The sequence below is a fragment of the Streptomyces sp. NPDC054842 genome, assembly GCF_053611025.1.
On record NZ_JBSGZN010000014.1, the window covers coordinates 153,221 to 170,176 of the forward strand.

Sequence of the window (16,956 nt, forward strand, 5' to 3'; positions counted from 1 at the left end):
CCACTGCGGCTGGAAGATCGCTTTCGCTCAGGTCGGGATCCGTCTCACTTCGGTCCCGCGTACGGTGCGTGGTTGCGAGCGTGCGTCGTCCGGGTGGCCTTGTTCGTGTCACGGAGGGGTGGTTCAGGTGCCCCAGGGACCCGACGGCCGCGGGGGATCCGGCCGGGAAAAGCGAACGGCGAGGCCCCAGGTCCCCTTGGTACGGTGCATCGATGTCCGCGATCAGAACGTTCCAAGTCACCTTCGACTGCGCCGAACCTGAGCGGCTCGCTCGGTTCTGGTGCGAGGTGTTGGGGTACGTCGTACCCCCGCCACCGGAGGGGTACGCGACGTGGGATGACTTCAAGCGTGCGCAGCCACCCGAGCAGCGGGACGCATGGTTCGCCTGCGTGGATCCCTCAGGCGTGGGCCCGCGGCTCTACTTCCAGCGCGTCCCCGAAGGCAAGGCCGTCAAGAACCGCGTGCATCTGGATGTGCGGGTCGGCACCGGACTCGTGGGCGAGGAACGGCTCGCCGTACTCGAAGCCGAATGCGCGCGACTGGTCCCGCTCGGCGCGGTACACGTGCAAACCCTGTACGACGGCACTGACTCCTGCATTCCGATGCTGGACATCGAGGGCAACGAGTTCTGTATCGACTGAGCGCACGGGGCGGGAGTCATCCCGTGAGGGCGAGATCCTGCAGTCACGCGATGCCGGGCAAGGTGCTGTCAACGCCGTCACCAACGCGTGACAGGCTCCCGGCCGGCATCGCGGGATCGCAGCCGACGCCCTGAGTGACGGCGATCGTCAGGACCCGCGACCCGCTGAGGACCGCCCTTCGGGGTGCCCCGCCGAGCCGCGTCATCACCGGTGGGCGCCGTCGTCCCTACCGCAGCGCGCTCTTCTCCTGCCAGGCGGTCCACGAAAGGTTCCAGGCGCCGAAGCCGTTCCCCGGGTCGACGACTCCCTTGGTGTCCTTGCCCGTGATCTCGAACGGGTCGCCCGGTCGTACCTGCCGGTAGAACCAGGCCGCGTCCGCGTCGCTCATGCCTATGCACCCCGAACTGTGGTTCGTGTTGCCGAAGTAGGGGGCGTTCCAGGGCGCGGCGTGCGCGTACATGCCCGACCAGGTCAGCCGCATCGAATAGTGGACCGTCTTGTCGTAGGCGTCGCCGAGCCCGACCGTCTCCGAATTCATGTTGATCGTGCCCTCCTTGGCCATGAGCACGGCCGTTCCGCGCCACGAGCGCTTGTCCCCACCAGGCGTGCCGCCCGAGACGGGGATGCTCCGCACGGTCCTGCCGTCGCGTACGAGGGCGAGCCGGTGGCGGTCGAGGTCGACCCGGACGATCTGGCGGGTGCCGACGGTGAAGGCCGTGGTGTAGTCCCGCACGAACCAGCCGCCCTCGGCGCCCGAGTCGGTGCCGTTCAGCTGCGCCTTGAGCACGACCTTCGTCCCCGGCTTCCAGTACGACTTCGGACGCCAGTCGACCCGGTCCCGGCCCGACCAGTCGCGTATCCAGCCCCAAGACCCCTCCGTCGGGACCGAGGTGGTGACGTGGAGCTGCTTCTCGACCTCGGAGCGGTTTGTGACGGGACGGTCGAAGACCAGCGAGATCGGCTGGGCCACGCCGACGGTGGTGTCGGCACCCGGACGCCAGTCGACCTTGTTGACCTTGTCCGCCCGGATGGTGGTGAAGGACGCCTTCGTGGTGGCCGCGCCGCCACGCGCCGTCCGGGTCGCGGCGGTGACCGTGTACGCCGTGCCCGGGGCGGCCTTCCGGGCGGAGACCCATTTCCGGCCGTCGGCCGCGATCTTGCCGGCAAGGTGCCGGCCTTCGGCGTCCGTGACGGTCACCGACGTGAGACGGCCGTGGGAGGCGGTGACCGTCACCGGCCCGCCCGGCGTGACCTGCCGACCCTTGGGCGTGACGGTGACCGTGACGGGCCGGTCCGCGGACGTCTCCGTCCGCGGCGCCTGCGAAGAGGCAGGCGACGGACTCGACGAGCAGGCGGCGAGAGGCGCGAGCAGGGCCGCGGCGACGGCTGCCCGGATCGGGACATGGGTGAAGGCACGTGTGTGAAGCAAGGAAACCCCCAGGACGGACGACTCCGCGGTGCTGCGCGGACACTTCCGACCCTAGAGCCGGAAAAGGCCAGGTCAGCCACTCTCCCGCACTATGACGGCGGTTGGTGAGAAACGGTCATGGGCCCGTCACATACCGCGCGCGGACCGGTCAAGGGCGGTTGTGAGCATCCTCTGCGTCCCCGTCGCCAGCCGGGGAGGAGAGTGAGGCCCGGACCATGTCAGCACTGCTCGTTCCACCCGGCCGTGTCCCCCGAGCGGGGAAGGAACCCATGTCCCTGGGGCCGGTCACGCCGCACGCGTACCGTGCCTTCCTGTCGTCACCCGCCGGCCGGGCCCTGCGCCCCGGCTTCCTTCAGTGCCCCTCCTGGGCCGACGTCAAGGAGGGCTGGCGGGCCCGGCTCATCGGCTGGGGCACGGATCCGGAGGCGGGTGCGCTGAGCGGCGCGGCACTCGTGCTGCTGCGGCAGTTCCCGGGCACGCGCAAGTTCTTCGCCTACCTGCCCGAGGGACCGGTGGCCGACTGGGCGGACCCCGACGTCGACCTCTGGCTCACGCCGCTGCTCGATCATCTGCGCGACGAGGGCGCGTTCGCCGTACGGATGGGTCCTTCACCCGCGTACCGGCGCTGGGACGCCTCCGCGCTGAAGCCCCTCGCCGGACCCGGCCGGCGGCTGGGCGACGTGCTCGCCAGCGAGGTCGACCCGCTCGGCAGCGCCGTCGCCGAACGGCTGCGCGCGCGAGGGTGGTTCCGCTGCGGCGGCCACGGGTCCGCCGACGGCGGCGACGCCCAGCCCCGCCACGTCTTCCGGATACCGCTCGCCGGACGCACCACCGAGGACCTGTGGGCAGGACTCAACCAGGAGTGGCGGCGCAACGTCCGGCGCGCCCGCAAGGAGGGCGTCGAGGTGGTCGTGGGCAGCGCCGCCGAACTTCCCGACTTCTACCGGCTGTTGGGGGTCACGGAGCAGCGCGACGGGTTCCGTCTCGGCCGTTCCCTCGCCTACTACGAGCGCCAGTTCGCGGCGCTCAACGCGGAGGAGCCGGGCCGGATGAAGCTGTATCTCGCCCGCCACCGAGGTGAGATCCTGGCGGCGCACACCATGATCACGGTGGGTGGCCGGGTGTGGTACCAAACCGGCGCGTCGGCCGACCACCGACGTGAGGTGCGGCCCTCCAATGCTCTGCAGTGGCGGATGATGCTGGACGCGCACGCCCTCGGCGCCGACGTGTACGACATGCGCGGGGTACCCTCCACTCTCGACCCGGCCGAACGTGCGTACGGCTTGCTGCGGTGGAAGCTCGGCACCGGCGGCCAGGTCGTGGAGACGTTGGGGGAATGGGAGAAAGCATTGGGCGGCCCCGCCAACCAGGCGCTGTACCGCGCCTTCCAGGCATATCTGAACCGCCGGTGAGCGCCCTCACTCCGACCGGTGCGGACGGCAGCGCCTCCCAGGCGGACGGCGAACGGCAAGGCGACGACAGTGCCGGGAGCGCGAGCCGACAGCCGGGCCGCGGCGCCCCTGCCAAGGGGACGTCCACGGCCCGCAGCAGTGCCGTCATGGCCGCCGGCTCGCTCGTCTCCCGCGCCACCGGCTTCGCCCGCGCCGCCGTGGTCGCGGCGGCGCTCGGCACCGTCGGGCCGACCGCCGACGGCTACGCCGTGGGCAACGCGCTGCCGACGATGGTCTACATGCTCCTCCTCGGCGGCGCCCTCAACGCCGTCTTCGTCCCCGAACTCGTCAAAGCAGCCAAGGAACACGAGGACGGCGGCGTCGCGTACACCGACCGGCTCGTCACGGCCTGCGTGGCCGCCCTCCTGGTGATCACCGTCACCGCGATGTGGGCGGCTCCCGCGATCGTCGACGCGTACACGGACTACAGCGGCGGACAGGCCGCGATGACGAGCGCCTTCGCCCGGTACTGCCTGCCGCAGATCTTCTTCCTCGGGCTGTTCACCCTCCTCGGCCAAGTCCTCAACGCACGCGGCCGGTTCGGCGCGATGATGTGGGCGCCGGTCCTCAACAACCTCGTCGTCATCGCCGTGTTCGGCCTCTACCTGGCCCTCGCCGCGGACGGCGGCACACTGAGTTCGACCGAGACGCTGCTGCTCGGCTGCGGCACGACCGCCGGGATCGCCGTCCAGGCCCTCGCCCTGCTTCCCGCACTGCGCGCGGCCCACTTCCGCTGGCGGCCCCGCTTCGACTGGCGCGGCAGCGGACTGACCCGCCCCCTGAGGTCGGCCTTCTGGCTGCTGCTCCTGGTGCTGGCCAACCAGGCCGCCTACTGGGTCACGACCCGGCTCGCCACGACCGCCGGCCTCGAAGGCGGCCCGGGATACAGCGCGTACAACAGCGCCTACGTCCTGTGGGTCGTGCCGCACGGCATCGTCACCGTGTCCCTGGTGACCGCGCTGATGCCCCGGATGAGCGCGGCCGCGGCCGCCGGGGACACCGCCGCCCTGCGGCACGGCGTCTCCCGGTCCCTGCGCACCTCCGCGTCCGCCGTCGTACCCGCCGCGTGCATGCTGCTCGCCCTCGCCCAGCCGATCATGGACCTCGTCTTCGGGTACGGCAGGACCAGCGCCGACGACACCGCGGCCATGGCCGGCATCCTGATGGCCTTCGCGCCCGGGCTCGTCGCCATGTCGGGGCAGTACGTCCTGTCCCGCACCTTCTACGCGCTGTCCAACACCCGCACCCCTTTCCTGCTCAATCTGGTGATCGTCGCCGTCAACGCGGGGCTCTCCGTGGCGGCAGCCCAACTGCTGCCCGCCCGCTGGGCCGTGACGGGCATGGCGGCAGCCTATTCGGTGGCCCTGTGCGCGGGGTGGGCGGTGACCGCCCGGGTACTGAGCCGCTCGCTCGCCGTCGCCCGCCCGCTGCGCTCGGCCGCCGTCGGCACGCACGCACGGCTCCTCGTCGCCGCCGTACCCGCCACCCTCCTGGGCCACCTCGCCGTGCTGGTCGCCGCGCGGGCGGGAGCGCTCGCCGCCGCAACCGCCGGGGCCGTGGCCGTCGTGCTCACCTTTGCCGTGCTCGCCCGCCCGCTGCGGCTCACCGAACTCCACGCCCTGCTCACCACCTTGCGCCGTAGACCGACCCGGTCCTGACCACTACCGAGGGAGAACTGCCCATGCCCCGCGTGCTCCTCATCGAGGACGACCCATCCGTACGGGAAGGAGTCGAACTCGGTCTGCGCCGCCGTGGACACGAGGTACGGGTGGCGGCCACCGGCGAGGCCGGTCTCGCCGCACTGGCCGAATTCCGGCCCGATCTCATGCTGTTGGACCTCATGCTGCCCGGCATGAACGGTGTGCAGGTCTGCCGACGGGTCCGCGACCACAGCCAGCTGCCGATCATCATGCTCACCGCGCGGGGTGACGACTTCGACGTGGTGATCGGCCTGGAGGCCGGCGCCGACGACTACATCGTCAAACCCGCCCGCACCGAGGTGATCGAGGCCCGCATCAGCGCCGTACTCCGCCGCATCGACAACTCCGGTCAGGGCCGGGCGGCCATCGAGGTCCACGGTGACCTCGTCATCGACCGCGCCGGCCTGAGCGTCACCAAGTCCGGCCGGCGCATCCCGCTCGCTCCCTCCGAACTCAAGCTGCTGCTACATCTGGCCGCCGCCCCCGAGCAGGTGTTCAGCAGGCAACAGCTGCTGGAGCACGTGTGGGAGCACAGTTTCCACGCCGACGCCCGACTGGTCGACGCCTGTGTCGCACGGCTGCGCGGCAAGGTCGAGGACGAGGCGGGCAGCCCGCGCTACATCCAGACGCTGCGGGGCTTCGGTTACCGCTTCGGACCCCTGTGACCTCCCGCCTCGGGCTCGCGCGCCAAAAGCCCGGCGCCGAGCGGCCGACCGACGACACGAGCACCGCGGACGCCCCCGCCCGGCGGGGGTGGGCGCGGGCGTTCGGGCTGCGCACCCGGCTGGTCCTGGCCTTCCTGCTGGTCGCCGCCGTCAGCGCGGGCACCACCTCGGCGCTGACCTACCGCGAGGCCCGCACAGCGTTGCTGAAGACCGCCCAGGACACCGCCGTCTCCTCCTTCCGCGACCAGGTCCAGCAGACCGGCTGGGCCCTGCCGTTGCAGAAGGAAGGGCTGGAGGAGACCCTCCGCAGCATCGCCCGCGCGGGCAAGCCGCACCCCTGGGTCGTGTTCGCCGAGTACGGATCGATCCGGGCGTCCTCCGGCGAGAAGCCCGTCTCCACCGTGATCACCCCCGCACTGCGCCGCGCCGCACGAGCCCATCCCCACGGCGCCTTCGAACGCGTCGTCAAGGACGGAGTGCCGTACCTGACCATCGCCATGCCCACCGTCTTCAACACCGGCCCCGACAGCGTGCTGCCCAGCGGCCTCATCCTCTACGCCGTCACACGCATGACCGACGAACAGGTCAACGTCGACGCACTCCTCATAGCCGCTCGCGACGGTGCCCTGCCCGGTCTCGCCATCGCGCTGATCCCCGGCCTCATCGCCGCTCGCAGCGTGCTGCGCCCGGTGCGCGAACTGCGCAAAGCCGCACGGAGCATGGGCAGCGGCAGTTTCGACACCCGGATACCGGTACGGGGCAGCGACGAACTGGCGGACCTCGCCCGCACCTTCAACGAGTCCGCGGCCGCACTGGAGACCTCGGTGCGCGAGCTGCGCGAGGCCGAGGCCCGCGCCCGCCGCTTCGCCTCCGACGTCTCCCACGAACTGCGGACCCCGCTCGCGGGCATGCTCGCCGTCACCGAGGTCCTCGACGAGGACGCCGACCGGCTGGACTCCGACACCGCCCGGGCCGTACGCCTGGTCAGCGCCGAGACCGGGAAGCTCGCCGTGCTCGTCGAGGACCTGATGGAGATCTCCCGCTTCGACGCCCGCGCGGCCGGGCTCAACGCGGACGAGGTCGACGTGGCGCAGACCATCGAGAAGACACTGCAGAACAGGCACTGGACCGACGACCGCGTCCGCACCCGTCTGACCCCCGGCATCCGCGCCCGGATCGACCCGCGGCGCTTCGACGTCGTCATCGCCAATCTCGTCGGCAACGCCCTGCGCCACGGCGGCGCACCCGTCAGCGTGAGCCTGCGCAGCGAGCGACGCTCCTCAGGGCCGCCCGTGCTGATCACCGAGGTCGCCGACAGCGGACCCGGTATCCGCCCCGACGTACTCCCGCACATCTTCGACCGGTTCTACAAGGCCGACGCGGCGCGCACCCGGTCGGCGGGCAGCGGCCTGGGGCTGGCGATCACCCTGGAGAACGTACGGCTGCACGGCGGAACCGTACGGGCGGCGAACCTTCCGGAGGGCGGCGCCGTCTTCACCGTGGAGATACCGCTGCACCTGGAGGAGGGCTGTTGATGGGGCGTGCGCGTGGGTGCCGCCGTAGCGGCGCGGTCGCCGTCGCCGTCGCTTCGGGGGTGCTGCTGCTCGGCGGCTGCGGCATCCGGGAGAGCGACGTGATCGAGGCGGGGGGTCCCGCCTCCGTCCAGGCGTTCTTCGACGACGAGACCGAGGTCCTGCTCTTCTTCCACACCGGCGACGGCCGGCTCCACCCGGTCATCCGTCCCGCCGAGTACATGATGAACACCGGCTCCGACGCCCTGACGGTCGCCGGCCAGAACTCCACCGCCACGGACACCGCGCCCCCGTCGCTGGAGAAGGTGATCGCCGCGCTGCTCTCCGGCCCCGGCGAACGCGACCGGAAAGCGGGACTCGGCACGTCACTCCGCCCCGCCTCGACCGACCGGCCACCCAAAGTGAAGGTCTCGGACGGCGGTGAGCAGGTCACGGCCGAGCTGCCCCTCGCCCTGGACGGACTGAACCGGACCGCGGTCCAGCAGCTGGTCTGCACGCTCGCCTACAGCCACTACGCCGAGATACGGGCCTCCGTGCGACTGACCGGCACGGACGGTACGTCGAAGTCGGGGACCTGCGACTTCGCTCCGGAGCCGAGCCCTGGACCCTGAGGTCGGACGCATCCGCCCCCACCGCACGTCCGCGATGACCGACCGGCAGGCCTCGCTCCCCGGGGAGCGCGGCCCGTGCCCCGGCCGCCTCAGCCCGCCGCCGACGCCGGGTCCGGACGCAGCCAGTGCCCGTCCGTGGTCCAGCCGAGGAGCAGACGGCCGGCGCCCTCGTCGGCCCGGCCGCCCTCGACGACCTGGCGCAGACCGGTCAGGGCGGGGGCCAGCCGCCGCGCGACATGGGCGGGGTGGCGGGCCAGCTCCTCCGGCAGCCGACCCAGCAGGCCGTCCCGCTCGGCGGTGCCGCACAGGGACAGGTGGAACACCATCTGGCGCCAGGCGTAGGCCACGTCCTTGATGGTGCTCAGCGGGCGCGGGTTGCCGTGCACGCGCCCGGTCAGCCGGCACACCGTGACGAAGCAGCGGCGGGCCAGCTCCTCCCAGCCCACGGCCGGGTCGATCCCCACCCGGTGGACCAGAGTGGCCAGGTTGTGCGTCGTCAGGATCTGCGCCTGCTCGATCACCTTGCCGTTCGCGGCCACCGCCCCGTTCGCACGCCGCGACCCGGACGAGCCGGCCTCGGCCCGCTCGACACACAGCCTCGCGAACCCGGGCGAGATCCCGGCCCCGTACGACGTCGTCACCGCCTCGCCGGCCTCGGCGATCGCTAAGCCGCTCACAAACCCGTAGTCGATCGCGTAGTAACGCTCGTAGAGCGAGCCGCCACCGAGCAGCTCCGCCGCGACCCGGGCCGCGGCGAGGAACTTCGGGGTGAACGTGCCCATGAAGATGTCGGCGGCCAGCTCCTCGACCAGGGGAGCGCCCAGGTCGGCCTGGCGGGCCAGCAGGGACAGCTCCCGGACCAGCGGATTGGGCAGGATCGTGCCGGGGAAAGCCTGCACGGCCAGCTCACCGAGCTGCCGCAGCGCGACGGCCGACACCGCACCCGCTGCCCCCTCCACGCGCTGCCCGGCCACGGCCCGCACCCACGGCAGCTCCTCCGCCCGCACCTGATGCTGAAGGTTGAGCAGCAGCAGCGAACGACGGCCCGCGAATGCCCGGTGATGCGCGGCCGCCAGCGTGCGCAGCGCCGGGTCGGGGTAGGCCTGCGCGGTGGTGACGGCGACGAGCTGCGGTACGAGCTCGGCCAGCACCTCGGCGGACGGCACGACCCCGCGCTCCACAAGGGTGCTCAGGGGCGCGCTCAACGCGGCCTCGACGGGCCGCCGGACGCCGGCCGGGATCACCGCCCCCGCGGGCAGCCCCGTCTCCCGGGCCTCCTCCTCACTCACGTCGGCGAGGAGCGGCGCGACCTCGGCCACGCCCGCCTGCTGGTCGAGCCCGGACAGCCGGCGCAGCACCAGCCGGGCCAGCGCACGGTGCGAGGGCAGCGCCGCCTGCGCGGCCTGCTCCCGGCGCAGCGTGGTGAGCTGTGTGGAGCCGGGCAGCCCGCGTCGCCGCACCATGGACGCGACGGCGTGCCGCAGCAGCCCGAGGCGGCGCGCGTCGGGTTCCCGTCCGGCGACGGCCTCCTCCAGCGCCCCGCGCAGGATGCCCAGGTTCTCCCTTGGTTTGAGGTGCTTGGTGCAGTAGGTGTGACGCTCCATCAGGTCACGGTAGCGACGCAGCAGTTCGGCCCCACGTTCGCGCCATGCGGTGTCGGGGGTGCGCGTCAGCACCCGGAGCGGCTCACCGGCGTCCGCGGTCTCCAGCCAGTGGGCGAGCAGTTCGTCGCCGAATGGCTGCCACACGGCCAGCGCCTCCCGCTGCGTCTCCACCGCCTCGCTGGTCCGCCGTCGCACCAGGCTGTCGGCCGCCTCGGCGACGGTCCGCCGGTGCACGGCGTCGGCGTCGGGCGCCGGGCGGGTGGTGGGACGGGGCGTGAAACGCAACCGTCCGGCGAACGGGGCGAGTTCCTCGACGAGTCCGATCGCCGCCTCCGTCTCCCCGGCCCGGGCCAGCCAGGCCACGGTGAGCAGGGCGGCCTCCTCGGGGACGGTGACCTCGTACCGTCCGCCGTCCAGGAGTTCGTAGAGCTGTGCCAGCCCGTCCTCGGACAGCCAGTACGCGAAGAGCGCCCGCCGGTCCTGCGGCACCCCGGCGCGGCGTGCGGCCTCCACCTCGTACTCCGTCAGGGGGCCGCCGGCGCTCGGCGCGCCGGTGGCGAAGCCGCCCCGGAGCACCTCGGGTGTCACCCACGCGGGCAGATCCCGGACCGGTGTGCGGGAGCCGATGGTGAGCAGGCCGTTCGCCATGCCCGCCAGAACGGAACGCCACGCACGCTGTCGTTCCCCGGCGCGCCGGCGGGTGTCGGGGTCTTCGTGAGTGAGGGCGGTGCTGAGCGCCCTGGCCAGTTGGCCGGAGGCGTAGCCCGGGTTGACCTCTGCGAGGTGCTGCTGGTCAGCGTCATTGTCCATAAGCCGACGTGGCGGGTGCCGCCCCCGCGCCCTCCGGGTCCCGAGCCCGGTGCTCTGCTGCTGAGCTACACGCCGATGAGCCGACGTGGCAGGTTCCGCCCCTGCGCCCTCCGGGTCTGCAGCCCGGTGCTCTGGCTACTGAGCTACACGTCGATGAGGCTCGAAGGTAGACGCTCAACGCCGGTGTGGACAACTGTGTTTCGCCCCTGGCCAGTCCTGAACAGCCTGGACGCAGCGTCCACGACCCTCAGATCTCCATGAACCGCCTGCGCCAATGTCCACACGCACTGAACGGAGTCGCCAGCACGAGGTGAGGGCCGAGGGAGACGGCCCTGCGGTCGAACTCGGCGTCCAACTCGGCGACGAGCCTGCCGAGATCGGCGCGAGCACCACGGGGAAGCCACAGCAGCACATCCTCCAGACGGTCTCGCGCCACCAGGGGATCACAGCAGTCGCAGCCCATCACCGGATCGGGCAGGACGCGCCCGGGCTGCCCCAGATAGCGTCGGCACTCCGCCAGGGCAGCGGCGACAGCCCCCGGCCACAGGTGCTCTTCTTCCGACTTCCGGATCGCCACGCGAGTCGCCGCGGAAACACCGCGGATCCGGCGAACCGGGACACCTTGTCGGGGCCGCCAACGCTCGGCGCGCAGCCCTTTCGGACGCCTACGCGGCATCCGCCTTTCGGATCAGCATGCCGTCATCCTGCCACGGTGCGCACTGTCCTCGCGGGGGATCCGGTCGGGCAGGTGAGTCGGCTTCTGGGCTGGAGGACGCGAGGGGGTGGGTCGGAGGGCCATCGCCTGACCAGTTTCGGCGATGGTGGGGTCGGACGGCCATCGCCTGACCAGTTCCGGCGGCGCTACCGGTCCATGAGGTCCGTCCGTCCGGCCTGTCGAGGGGGTACCAGTGTGGCCTCGCCGAGATAGGCCAGGGCGACTGAAAGCGCGGTCAGGGCGCGAAGCAGGCAAGCAGCTCGTTGAGGTCAGCTGGACGCACAGGCGCGGCATATCCGGAATGCCAGGTACCGCGTGTTGTGGGTGACCGGTGGGGAAGACGGGTGTTTCACGCCGTGATCATCGGGATCGGGCGCTTGCCGGGGGCGCGCATGTGGCCCTCTGAGGAGTGGGTGTGATGCGAGGGACGGGACGCTTGGCAGCAGTGGCGACGACGGGCGTGTGTGCCTTGAGCCTGGTTGCGTGTGGCGGGAGTGACGAGGAGGCGTTCAAGGGGAAGTCTGCCGACGAGGTGGCCGATCAGGCGGTCAAGGCCACTCAGCAGGCTGACTCCATGCGCCTCAAGGGCAATGTGCGACAGGCGGGAGGCGAGTTACTGGCTCTCGACATCGCGGTCGACAAGGAGGAGAACTGCCAGGGGACGCTCACGCAGGAGGGCGCGAGGGCGGAGGTACGGCATACAGGGGCGACGCTGTATCTCAAGGGCGACGAGAAGTACTGGCGGACCAGCCTGAAGCAGAAAGCCGGCGCGGACAAGGTGGTGCCCAAGGTCGCTGACAAGTGGGTGAAGGTGCCCGCGGAGGATGACCAGTTGGGCGGGCTGTGTGACAAGCAAGGTCTGCTCGCCGCCCTGGACGAGGACAAGTCCGAGCGCAAGGGCATGTCCAAGAAGGGCAGCACGTCGGTGGACGGCGAACCGGCGGTGAAGCTGGTGAAGAAGTCCGGCGGCAAGACGTGGACGCTGTATGTGGCCTCCGAGGGGAAGCCCTACATCCTCAAGGCGACCACCACGGGTGGTTCCCAGCCTGAGTCGACGACGTTCAGCGACTACAACAAGCCCGTCAAGCCCGAGCAGCCCTCCGCAGGCGACATCGTGGACCTCAAGCAACTTGCCGCCGAGTAGGCGGAGACCGGACGCCGGTTCGCGGGGCAGCCGATCCGGTGCCCCGCGAGCTCCCTGCAGCAGGTCAGGGCGGCGGCAGACTTCGGCTCTGGCAGTCGTTGCGACCCACATGGGGATCTTGAGACCACGAGCAGCCCATGGCAGGCTCAAGCCGCATGATCGATGAGTTCGCGAAAGACCACCTGCACGGGAGACTCCGACGGGACCGCAAGGCGCTGCTCTGGAAGCTCGACGGCTTGTCGGAGTACGACGCCCGCCGACCGTTGACAGCGACCGGGACCAACCTCCTCGGCCTGGTCAAACACGTGGCCACCGTCGAGGCCAGGTACTTCGGCGAGGTCTTCGACCGCCCTTCCCCGGAACCCCTGACCCGATGGCAGGACTCCGACGGCAGCGATCTGTGGGCGACCGAGCAGGAGACCCGCGCGCAGATCACCGCGTTCTACCGGCGCACCTGGGAACACTCGGACGCGACGATCGATGAGCTTTCCCTCGACGCCCCCGGCCACGTGCCGTGGTGGCCGCAGCCGCATGCCGGCACGAATCTGTTCGCCGTCATGGTTCATGTCCTCGGCGAGTCCATCCGGCATGCGGGGCACGCCGACATCCTGCGCGAGAGCCTGGACGGCCGGACCGGGTTGCGCCCGGAACACGAGCAGCCGATCGATGAGGAAGCCCGTGCAGCCCACTGCGCGAACATCGAGCAGGCCGCCAGGTCGGCTGCGCCGATCAAGGCTCAGGGGCGTCTCACCTGACTTGGTGTCGGCGCAGGTCGACGCCGGTCGTGGGTGCTGACCGATCGGAGCGGCCGGGGTCTGCTGAACTCCGCTGGCCGGCCGCGCCGTTGCTGCCGTAGTCCGCTGCTCGTCCGCAGGGTGGTGCGACCGCTCCGTGTGACGAGCGGCTGTGAGCGAGCCGAGGGCTCGCGACCTCGGTGAGCCGATACGTCTCCATGTCCGGCGTCCTCGGCACTCATGGCAGCGCCCGCGTACGCCTCGCATGGCAGGCAAGTGGCGGTGGTGAGTGCTATTTGGGCCAGCCGATGTCGTCCTCGTCGGCGATGGCGGGGTCGGCGGGTGGTGATGTGGGTCGGTTGTGGCGGCGGGTGGGGCGGCGGTGGGGAACCGAGGGTGTCATGGGTGTCTCCCGTGGAGGTGAACGAGAACGGTTCCCGCGGGGGGTTGGGTGGTCGGGGGCGTGGATGTGCCATTGCTGCTTGAGATGCTGCCCCTAGGTGGTCGAAGTCCGCTTGAGAAACACATGAAGGTCTCGTGAGGTTGGCACGAGGTGGGGTTCAGGGAGTGTGGCAAAACATTGCCGGGTGGTTGCCCGGCGCCTACGCTCGGGGCGGTCGCGGTCCCGTGAAACTGTCTCTCCCCGCGGACTGTTACTGCCCCTGTCCGTGCCTGCTGCTGCTCTTGCCCCGATCGCCTGCGGTTCCCTGCATGTGCCTGCGTTTGTGCCTTTGCCTGCTTCGGCTTGCGTCCGTGCCACGGGCCGTGCCTCGCTCGCTTTCGCTTCCTGACCTGTTTCTGCGCCTGCCTCTGCCCCTGCCTCTGCGTGTGTGTTTGTGAGGGATTGGTTTTATGTTGCGTCAGCCTGCCTTTGGCCGCCGTCTTCGCGGTCTGCGGGTGGCCCGTGGTTTGTCGCAGTCGGCGTTGGTGGGGGAGGGGATGTCGACGGGGTATCTGTCGCGGTTGGAGTCGGGGGCCCGCCAGCCCACCGAGCGGGCTGTGATGTTTCTGGCCGACCGGCTGGGACTTGACGTGTCGGACTTCGAGGAGCCTGCCGGCGGATCTCTTGCCAATGCGCTGACGCTCGTCGCTTCCACGGGTTCCGATACGGCGTTGGACACCTTGCGGGATGCGTTGGGGGCGGAGGGGCACGAGTCGCCGGTGTTGCGGTGGCAGGCGCTGTGGCAGTTGGCGGCCCGGCGGCGAGTGCAGGGTGATCACGCGGGGGAGCGTGAGGACCTCGCGGAACTCGTGGAGCTGAGCGAGGTGGTCGGGCTGGTGGCGTTGCGGGTGCGGGGGCTGACGCGTTTCGCCCGTTGTCTGCGTTCGCTCGGTGAGATCCCCGCCGCGCTGGAGGCCGCGACCACCGCTCACGGGCTTGCGAGAGAGGGAGGCGTGGACGTGGAGGATCGCGCGGGGGTGTTGCTCGCACTGGTGTCGGTGGAAGCCGAGGCGGGCCGGATGCCGGACGCGCGATCTCACGCCGACGAGCTGGTGGGGCTGGTGGCCGGGCGCTCGGATGCCTTGTGGGCGGAGGCGATGTGGACGGCCGCGGCGGTGCGGCTGCGTCAGGGGGATCACCAGGCGGCACAGGGCTTCCTGCAGGAGGCGCTGGAGGGATTCGACAGCGCGGAAGATCTGGTGCTGTGGCTGCGGTTGCGTCTTGCGGCGGGGCGGCTGCACCTGCAGAAGCTCCCCGCCGATCCGGCGGCGGCCGAGGAATGTGCCCGCGCGGCTGAGCAGGCCCTCGCTTTCGTCGGCACGGCCGGTCTCCGTCAGGAACTGACCGCGCTGAAAGCCGACCTGGCCTTCCTCACGGCCCGGTACGACGAGGCCCGGGTGCTGCTCGGGGAGCTCGCCGAGGTGGAGCCGCGGATGACCTACCGAGACCGGGTCCGTTTGGACATTCTGCGCCAGCAGTTGCTTATTCGGTCCGGTGACAGCAGTGGTGTTCAAGGGCTGCGGGTCCTTGCCGAGCAGGCCCAGGCCGACGCCAACATCGATCTGGCTGCGGAGATTTGGCGCATCCTCGCCGAATCCCTTGCCGCAGGCGACAGTTCGCGACAGGCGACCACCGCGACCTGACCGCAATGCGGTTCGCCCGGTGGTCGGGTCGCGCGGTGCGGCGGACGCCGGCGCGTTCCACGGTGCATCGGGCCAGGTCCTCCGTGCCGCCCTCGTAGCCGTTGGGACGGTGGCGTTCCATCGGCAGCGGTACATGTCCGGGAAGTGGCTGAGCAGCGCGGAGTCGCTCAGCTCATCAGGTGGTGACCTCGCCTCAGGGGCGGCCCCCGTGTTCATGCGCCGGTGGTGTGACGCCGAGCTGCTGCTCGGCGCGCCCCAGCCATCTGTGGTACCAGGCAGCGAAGTCGTGCCCGGACGGCTGGATTCCTCCGTCTGCGGGTCTCAGGTCTTCCCAGATGGCACCCCGGTGCGGCCCCGTCATCACCAGCAGTGACGTGTAGCCGCAGCCCTGCTCGCTGAGGAACACCGCGCCTGCCTCCTGGTCGTCGCTCAGCTTCTCGTAGCGGGCGTCCCAGTCCGCGTGAGCGCGGCGAAACGCATCCTCGGACGGGAAAGCGTCTTGTGCGGGCTCCTGGGCCTCGAGCAGGTCGAGCTCGCTCTGGAGTGCCTCGGCCGCGAAGGGCCGCCCGGCGAACTCGGCGGTTGTCGGTTGCCCGGGGTAGGCGAGCCCGACACCACGCCATTGCCACCCGTCATCACCCACGACCGGCGTCATCAGACCGTAGTCGGGGCCGGCGCCTCCGCCTCCGACGCTCATCAGGAAGCTCCGGTACTGCGCCGGCAGGCCGGTACCCAACTCCTCTTCAAGCGACCGTAGTTCACCCTCGCTCAGGAACGGAGTCAGTCGAAACCCGTGGCCCCGCGCCCCGAAGACCCTGTCTGCTTCGGGGTGTTCGCCCAGCCGGAGTACCCGCTTCCTCACTCCCGCCCATATGTCCTCAGTCATGGGCACACGTTAGGGGGACATGGAGGCCACGGGCATGGGATTTTGCGGCGCTCCGGCGACCACGCCTGCCGGAACGGCGTCCACGCGATGTTGCGCCACCTTGCCCGAACCGAGGTCGCCCCGGATCAATGTGCCGTGTCCGTGGGAGCCATCGGCCTTGCCGGCCGGTAGCACGGCGCCGTCGTCCGTGCCGACGTAGGCGCTCGGGCCGGGGAAGGTGGCCACCGTGGTCGGCCGGCGGCGGTACGTCACCTTGCGTACATAACCCTCCGGGTCATCGGTGTGCCGCCACCTGCCGAGTGCCTTCATGAGGGCTATCTGCACAAGACCCTCCGCCTCGTGCCGATCGCCGCCCGTGAGCAGATTCGCCACACGCGGCAGTGCGCCCCACCGGGCGTCGACGAAGGCCCGGTATCTCTCGTGCTCCTGCGGGTCCATGTGCTTCCCGTTCCCTGGCACTGACAAGGACGCGAGGACCACGTCGGGACTATGCCTGCCGGTGTCACGGGGGACACGGCGGGCCGAATCCGTCCGGTGTCCCGCCGGCTGAGGTGTCCAAGGGACCGTCGGCTGCGGAGGGTGGCGGACTTGGTGTCGGCGCCTCCCGCCCCGGTGCAGCTGCCGTCAATCGGCGATCGCGCTACGTCCATCCGGCTCACGCAACGTCGAAGCCCCCGCTGCGGCACGGTGGCCGGCGGGGGCGTCACGAAGCGGGCGTAGAGCCCGTGCGCGGTCAGACGGAGGCGACCTTGGGCCAGCCGATGTCGCCGGCGGGGACAGCCTGCGGGGCGGTGGGCCAGCCGATGTCGCCGGCCTGCACGGCGTTCGGGGCGGTGGGCCAGCCGATGTCACCCGCGGGGACAGCCTGCGGGGCGGTGGGCCAGCCGATGTCGCCGGCCTGCACGGCGTTCGGGGCGGTGGGCCAGCCGATGTCACCCGCGGGGACAGC

At 71.0% G+C, this 16,956-nt stretch carries 14 protein-coding genes, 2 tRNA genes and 1 pseudogene; 9 read left to right on the forward strand and 8 right to left on the reverse strand.

The genetic code is table 11. The features are described from left to right. The first annotated feature begins 212 nt into the window (after nucleotides 1-212). The gene (locus ACWGIS_RS14150; protein WP_453362666.1) at nucleotides 213-641 is read left to right on the forward strand and encodes a VOC family protein; all 429 of its coding nucleotides are present in this window, start codon (nucleotides 213-215) and stop codon (nucleotides 639-641) included. Nucleotides 642-867: 226 nt separating this feature from the next. Here ACWGIS_RS14150 and ACWGIS_RS14155 read toward each other — a convergent pair whose 3' ends face one another. Beyond that, nucleotides 868-2,070 (reverse strand): Ig-like domain-containing protein, encoded by a 1,203-nt coding sequence (locus ACWGIS_RS14155; RefSeq protein WP_453362667.1) that lies wholly within the window; start codon nucleotides 2,068-2,070, stop codon nucleotides 868-870. 215 nt (nucleotides 2,071-2,285) lie between these two features. On the opposite strand from ACWGIS_RS14155, the gene ACWGIS_RS14160 reads away from it, so the two are divergent. From ACWGIS_RS14160 to ACWGIS_RS14180, 5 genes are all read left to right on the forward strand, one after another. Continuing rightward, nucleotides 2,286-3,482, forward strand: coding sequence for a lipid II:glycine glycyltransferase FemX (locus tag ACWGIS_RS14160; RefSeq protein WP_453362668.1), 1,197 nt, complete (start codon nucleotides 2,286-2,288; stop codon nucleotides 3,480-3,482). 146 nt (nucleotides 3,483-3,628) lie between these two features. Continuing rightward, nucleotides 3,629-5,179: a murein biosynthesis integral membrane protein MurJ gene (gene murJ, locus ACWGIS_RS14165; RefSeq protein ID WP_453362685.1), complete on the forward strand. Its 1,551-nt coding sequence runs from the start codon at nucleotides 3,629-3,631 to the stop codon at nucleotides 5,177-5,179. Between the two features lie 23 nt (nucleotides 5,180-5,202). Further along, complete coding sequence (locus ACWGIS_RS14170; protein WP_453362669.1) at nucleotides 5,203-5,886, forward strand: response regulator; 684 nt, start codon at nucleotides 5,203-5,205, stop codon at nucleotides 5,884-5,886. Beyond that, on the forward strand, nucleotides 5,883-7,421 hold the full coding sequence (locus tag ACWGIS_RS14175; RefSeq protein ID WP_453362670.1) for an ATP-binding protein: 1,539 nt from the start codon (nucleotides 5,883-5,885) through the stop codon (nucleotides 7,419-7,421). The genes ACWGIS_RS14170 and ACWGIS_RS14175 overlap by 4 nt, the downstream gene beginning before the upstream one ends. After that, the gene (locus tag ACWGIS_RS14180) at nucleotides 7,421-8,029 is read left to right on the forward strand and encodes a hypothetical protein (protein ID WP_453362671.1); all 609 of its coding nucleotides are present in this window, start codon (nucleotides 7,421-7,423) and stop codon (nucleotides 8,027-8,029) included. Before ACWGIS_RS14175 ends, ACWGIS_RS14180 begins: the two co-directional genes overlap by 1 nt. Nucleotides 8,030-8,118: 89 nt before the next feature. Here the strand turns inward: ACWGIS_RS14180 and ACWGIS_RS14185 are convergent, their stop codons facing one another. From ACWGIS_RS14185 to ACWGIS_RS14200, 4 genes are all read right to left on the reverse strand, one after another. Then, a complete protein-coding gene (locus tag ACWGIS_RS14185) occupies nucleotides 8,119-10,443 on the reverse strand; it encodes a hypothetical protein (protein WP_453362672.1) in 2,325 nt (774 codons plus the stop codon). A gap of 3 nt (nucleotides 10,444-10,446) precedes the next feature. Beyond that, nucleotides 10,447-10,518, reverse strand: a tRNA-Pro gene (locus tag ACWGIS_RS14190). Nucleotides 10,519-10,523: 5 nt separating this feature from the next. Next, nucleotides 10,524-10,596: transfer RNA gene (locus ACWGIS_RS14195), tRNA-Cys, on the reverse strand. Between the two features lie 94 nt (nucleotides 10,597-10,690). Beyond that, entirely contained in the window at nucleotides 10,691-10,879 is a 189-nt protein-coding gene (locus ACWGIS_RS14200; RefSeq protein WP_453362673.1) for a hypothetical protein, read from the reverse strand. Between the two features lie 724 nt (nucleotides 10,880-11,603). Here ACWGIS_RS14200 and ACWGIS_RS14205 point away from each other — a divergent pair. The 3 genes from ACWGIS_RS14205 to ACWGIS_RS14215 all read left to right on the forward strand — a co-directional run bounded on the left by ACWGIS_RS14205 (nucleotide 11,604) and on the right by ACWGIS_RS14215 (nucleotide 15,121). Further along, nucleotides 11,604-12,302: a hypothetical protein gene (locus ACWGIS_RS14205; protein WP_453362686.1), complete on the forward strand. Its 699-nt coding sequence runs from the start codon at nucleotides 11,604-11,606 to the stop codon at nucleotides 12,300-12,302. Between the two features lie 155 nt (nucleotides 12,303-12,457). Continuing rightward, on the forward strand, nucleotides 12,458-13,057 hold the full coding sequence (locus ACWGIS_RS14210) for a DinB family protein (protein WP_453362674.1): 600 nt from the start codon (nucleotides 12,458-12,460) through the stop codon (nucleotides 13,055-13,057). An 831-nt stretch (nucleotides 13,058-13,888) separates the two neighbouring features. Next, complete coding sequence (locus ACWGIS_RS14215; RefSeq protein WP_453362675.1) at nucleotides 13,889-15,121, forward strand: helix-turn-helix domain-containing protein; 1,233 nt, start codon at nucleotides 13,889-13,891, stop codon at nucleotides 15,119-15,121. A gap of 193 nt (nucleotides 15,122-15,314) precedes the next feature. On the opposite strand, the gene ACWGIS_RS14220 is transcribed toward ACWGIS_RS14215, so the two are convergent. The 3 genes and pseudogenes from ACWGIS_RS14220 to ACWGIS_RS14230 form a co-directional block, all read right to left on the reverse strand. Then, nucleotides 15,315-16,007 carry an SMI1/KNR4 family protein gene (locus tag ACWGIS_RS14220; RefSeq protein ID WP_453362676.1) on the reverse strand — a complete coding sequence of 231 codons (693 nt, stop codon included), beginning with the start codon at nucleotides 16,005-16,007 and terminating at the stop codon, nucleotides 15,315-15,317. 9 nt (nucleotides 16,008-16,016) lie between these two features. Continuing rightward, entirely contained in the window at nucleotides 16,017-16,445 is a 429-nt protein-coding gene (locus ACWGIS_RS14225; protein WP_453362677.1) for a hypothetical protein, read from the reverse strand. 295 nt (nucleotides 16,446-16,740) lie between these two features. Next, nucleotides 16,741-16,956, reverse strand: a pseudogene (locus ACWGIS_RS14230) (long-chain fatty acid--CoA ligase); the annotation flags it as partial.

What these genes read in the sequence shown, in the direction of transcription:
- ACWGIS_RS14185 (WP_453362672.1), bottom strand. Translation starts at nt 10,443, where the DNA reads ATGGACAATGACGCTGACCAGCAGCACCTCGCAGAGGTCAACCCGGGC.
- ACWGIS_RS14215 (WP_453362675.1), top strand. Translation starts at nt 13,889, where the DNA reads ATGTTGCGTCAGCCTGCCTTTGGCCGCCGTCTTCGCGGTCTGCGGGTG.
- ACWGIS_RS14225 (WP_453362677.1), bottom strand. Translation starts at nt 16,445, where the DNA reads ATGGACCCGCAGGAGCACGAGAGATACCGGGCCTTCGTCGACGCCCGG.
- ACWGIS_RS14160 (WP_453362668.1), top strand. Translation starts at nt 2,286, where the DNA reads ATGTCAGCACTGCTCGTTCCACCCGGCCGTGTCCCCCGAGCGGGGAAG.
- ACWGIS_RS14220 (WP_453362676.1), bottom strand. Translation starts at nt 16,007, where the DNA reads ATGACTGAGGACATATGGGCGGGAGTGAGGAAGCGGGTACTCCGGCTG.
- murJ (WP_453362685.1), top strand. Translation starts at nt 3,629, where the DNA reads ATGGCCGCCGGCTCGCTCGTCTCCCGCGCCACCGGCTTCGCCCGCGCC.
- ACWGIS_RS14180 (WP_453362671.1), top strand. Translation starts at nt 7,421, where the DNA reads ATGGGGCGTGCGCGTGGGTGCCGCCGTAGCGGCGCGGTCGCCGTCGCC.
- ACWGIS_RS14210 (WP_453362674.1), top strand. Translation starts at nt 12,458, where the DNA reads ATGATCGATGAGTTCGCGAAAGACCACCTGCACGGGAGACTCCGACGG.
- ACWGIS_RS14150 (WP_453362666.1), top strand. Translation starts at nt 213, where the DNA reads ATGTCCGCGATCAGAACGTTCCAAGTCACCTTCGACTGCGCCGAACCT.
- ACWGIS_RS14170 (WP_453362669.1), top strand. Translation starts at nt 5,203, where the DNA reads ATGCCCCGCGTGCTCCTCATCGAGGACGACCCATCCGTACGGGAAGGA.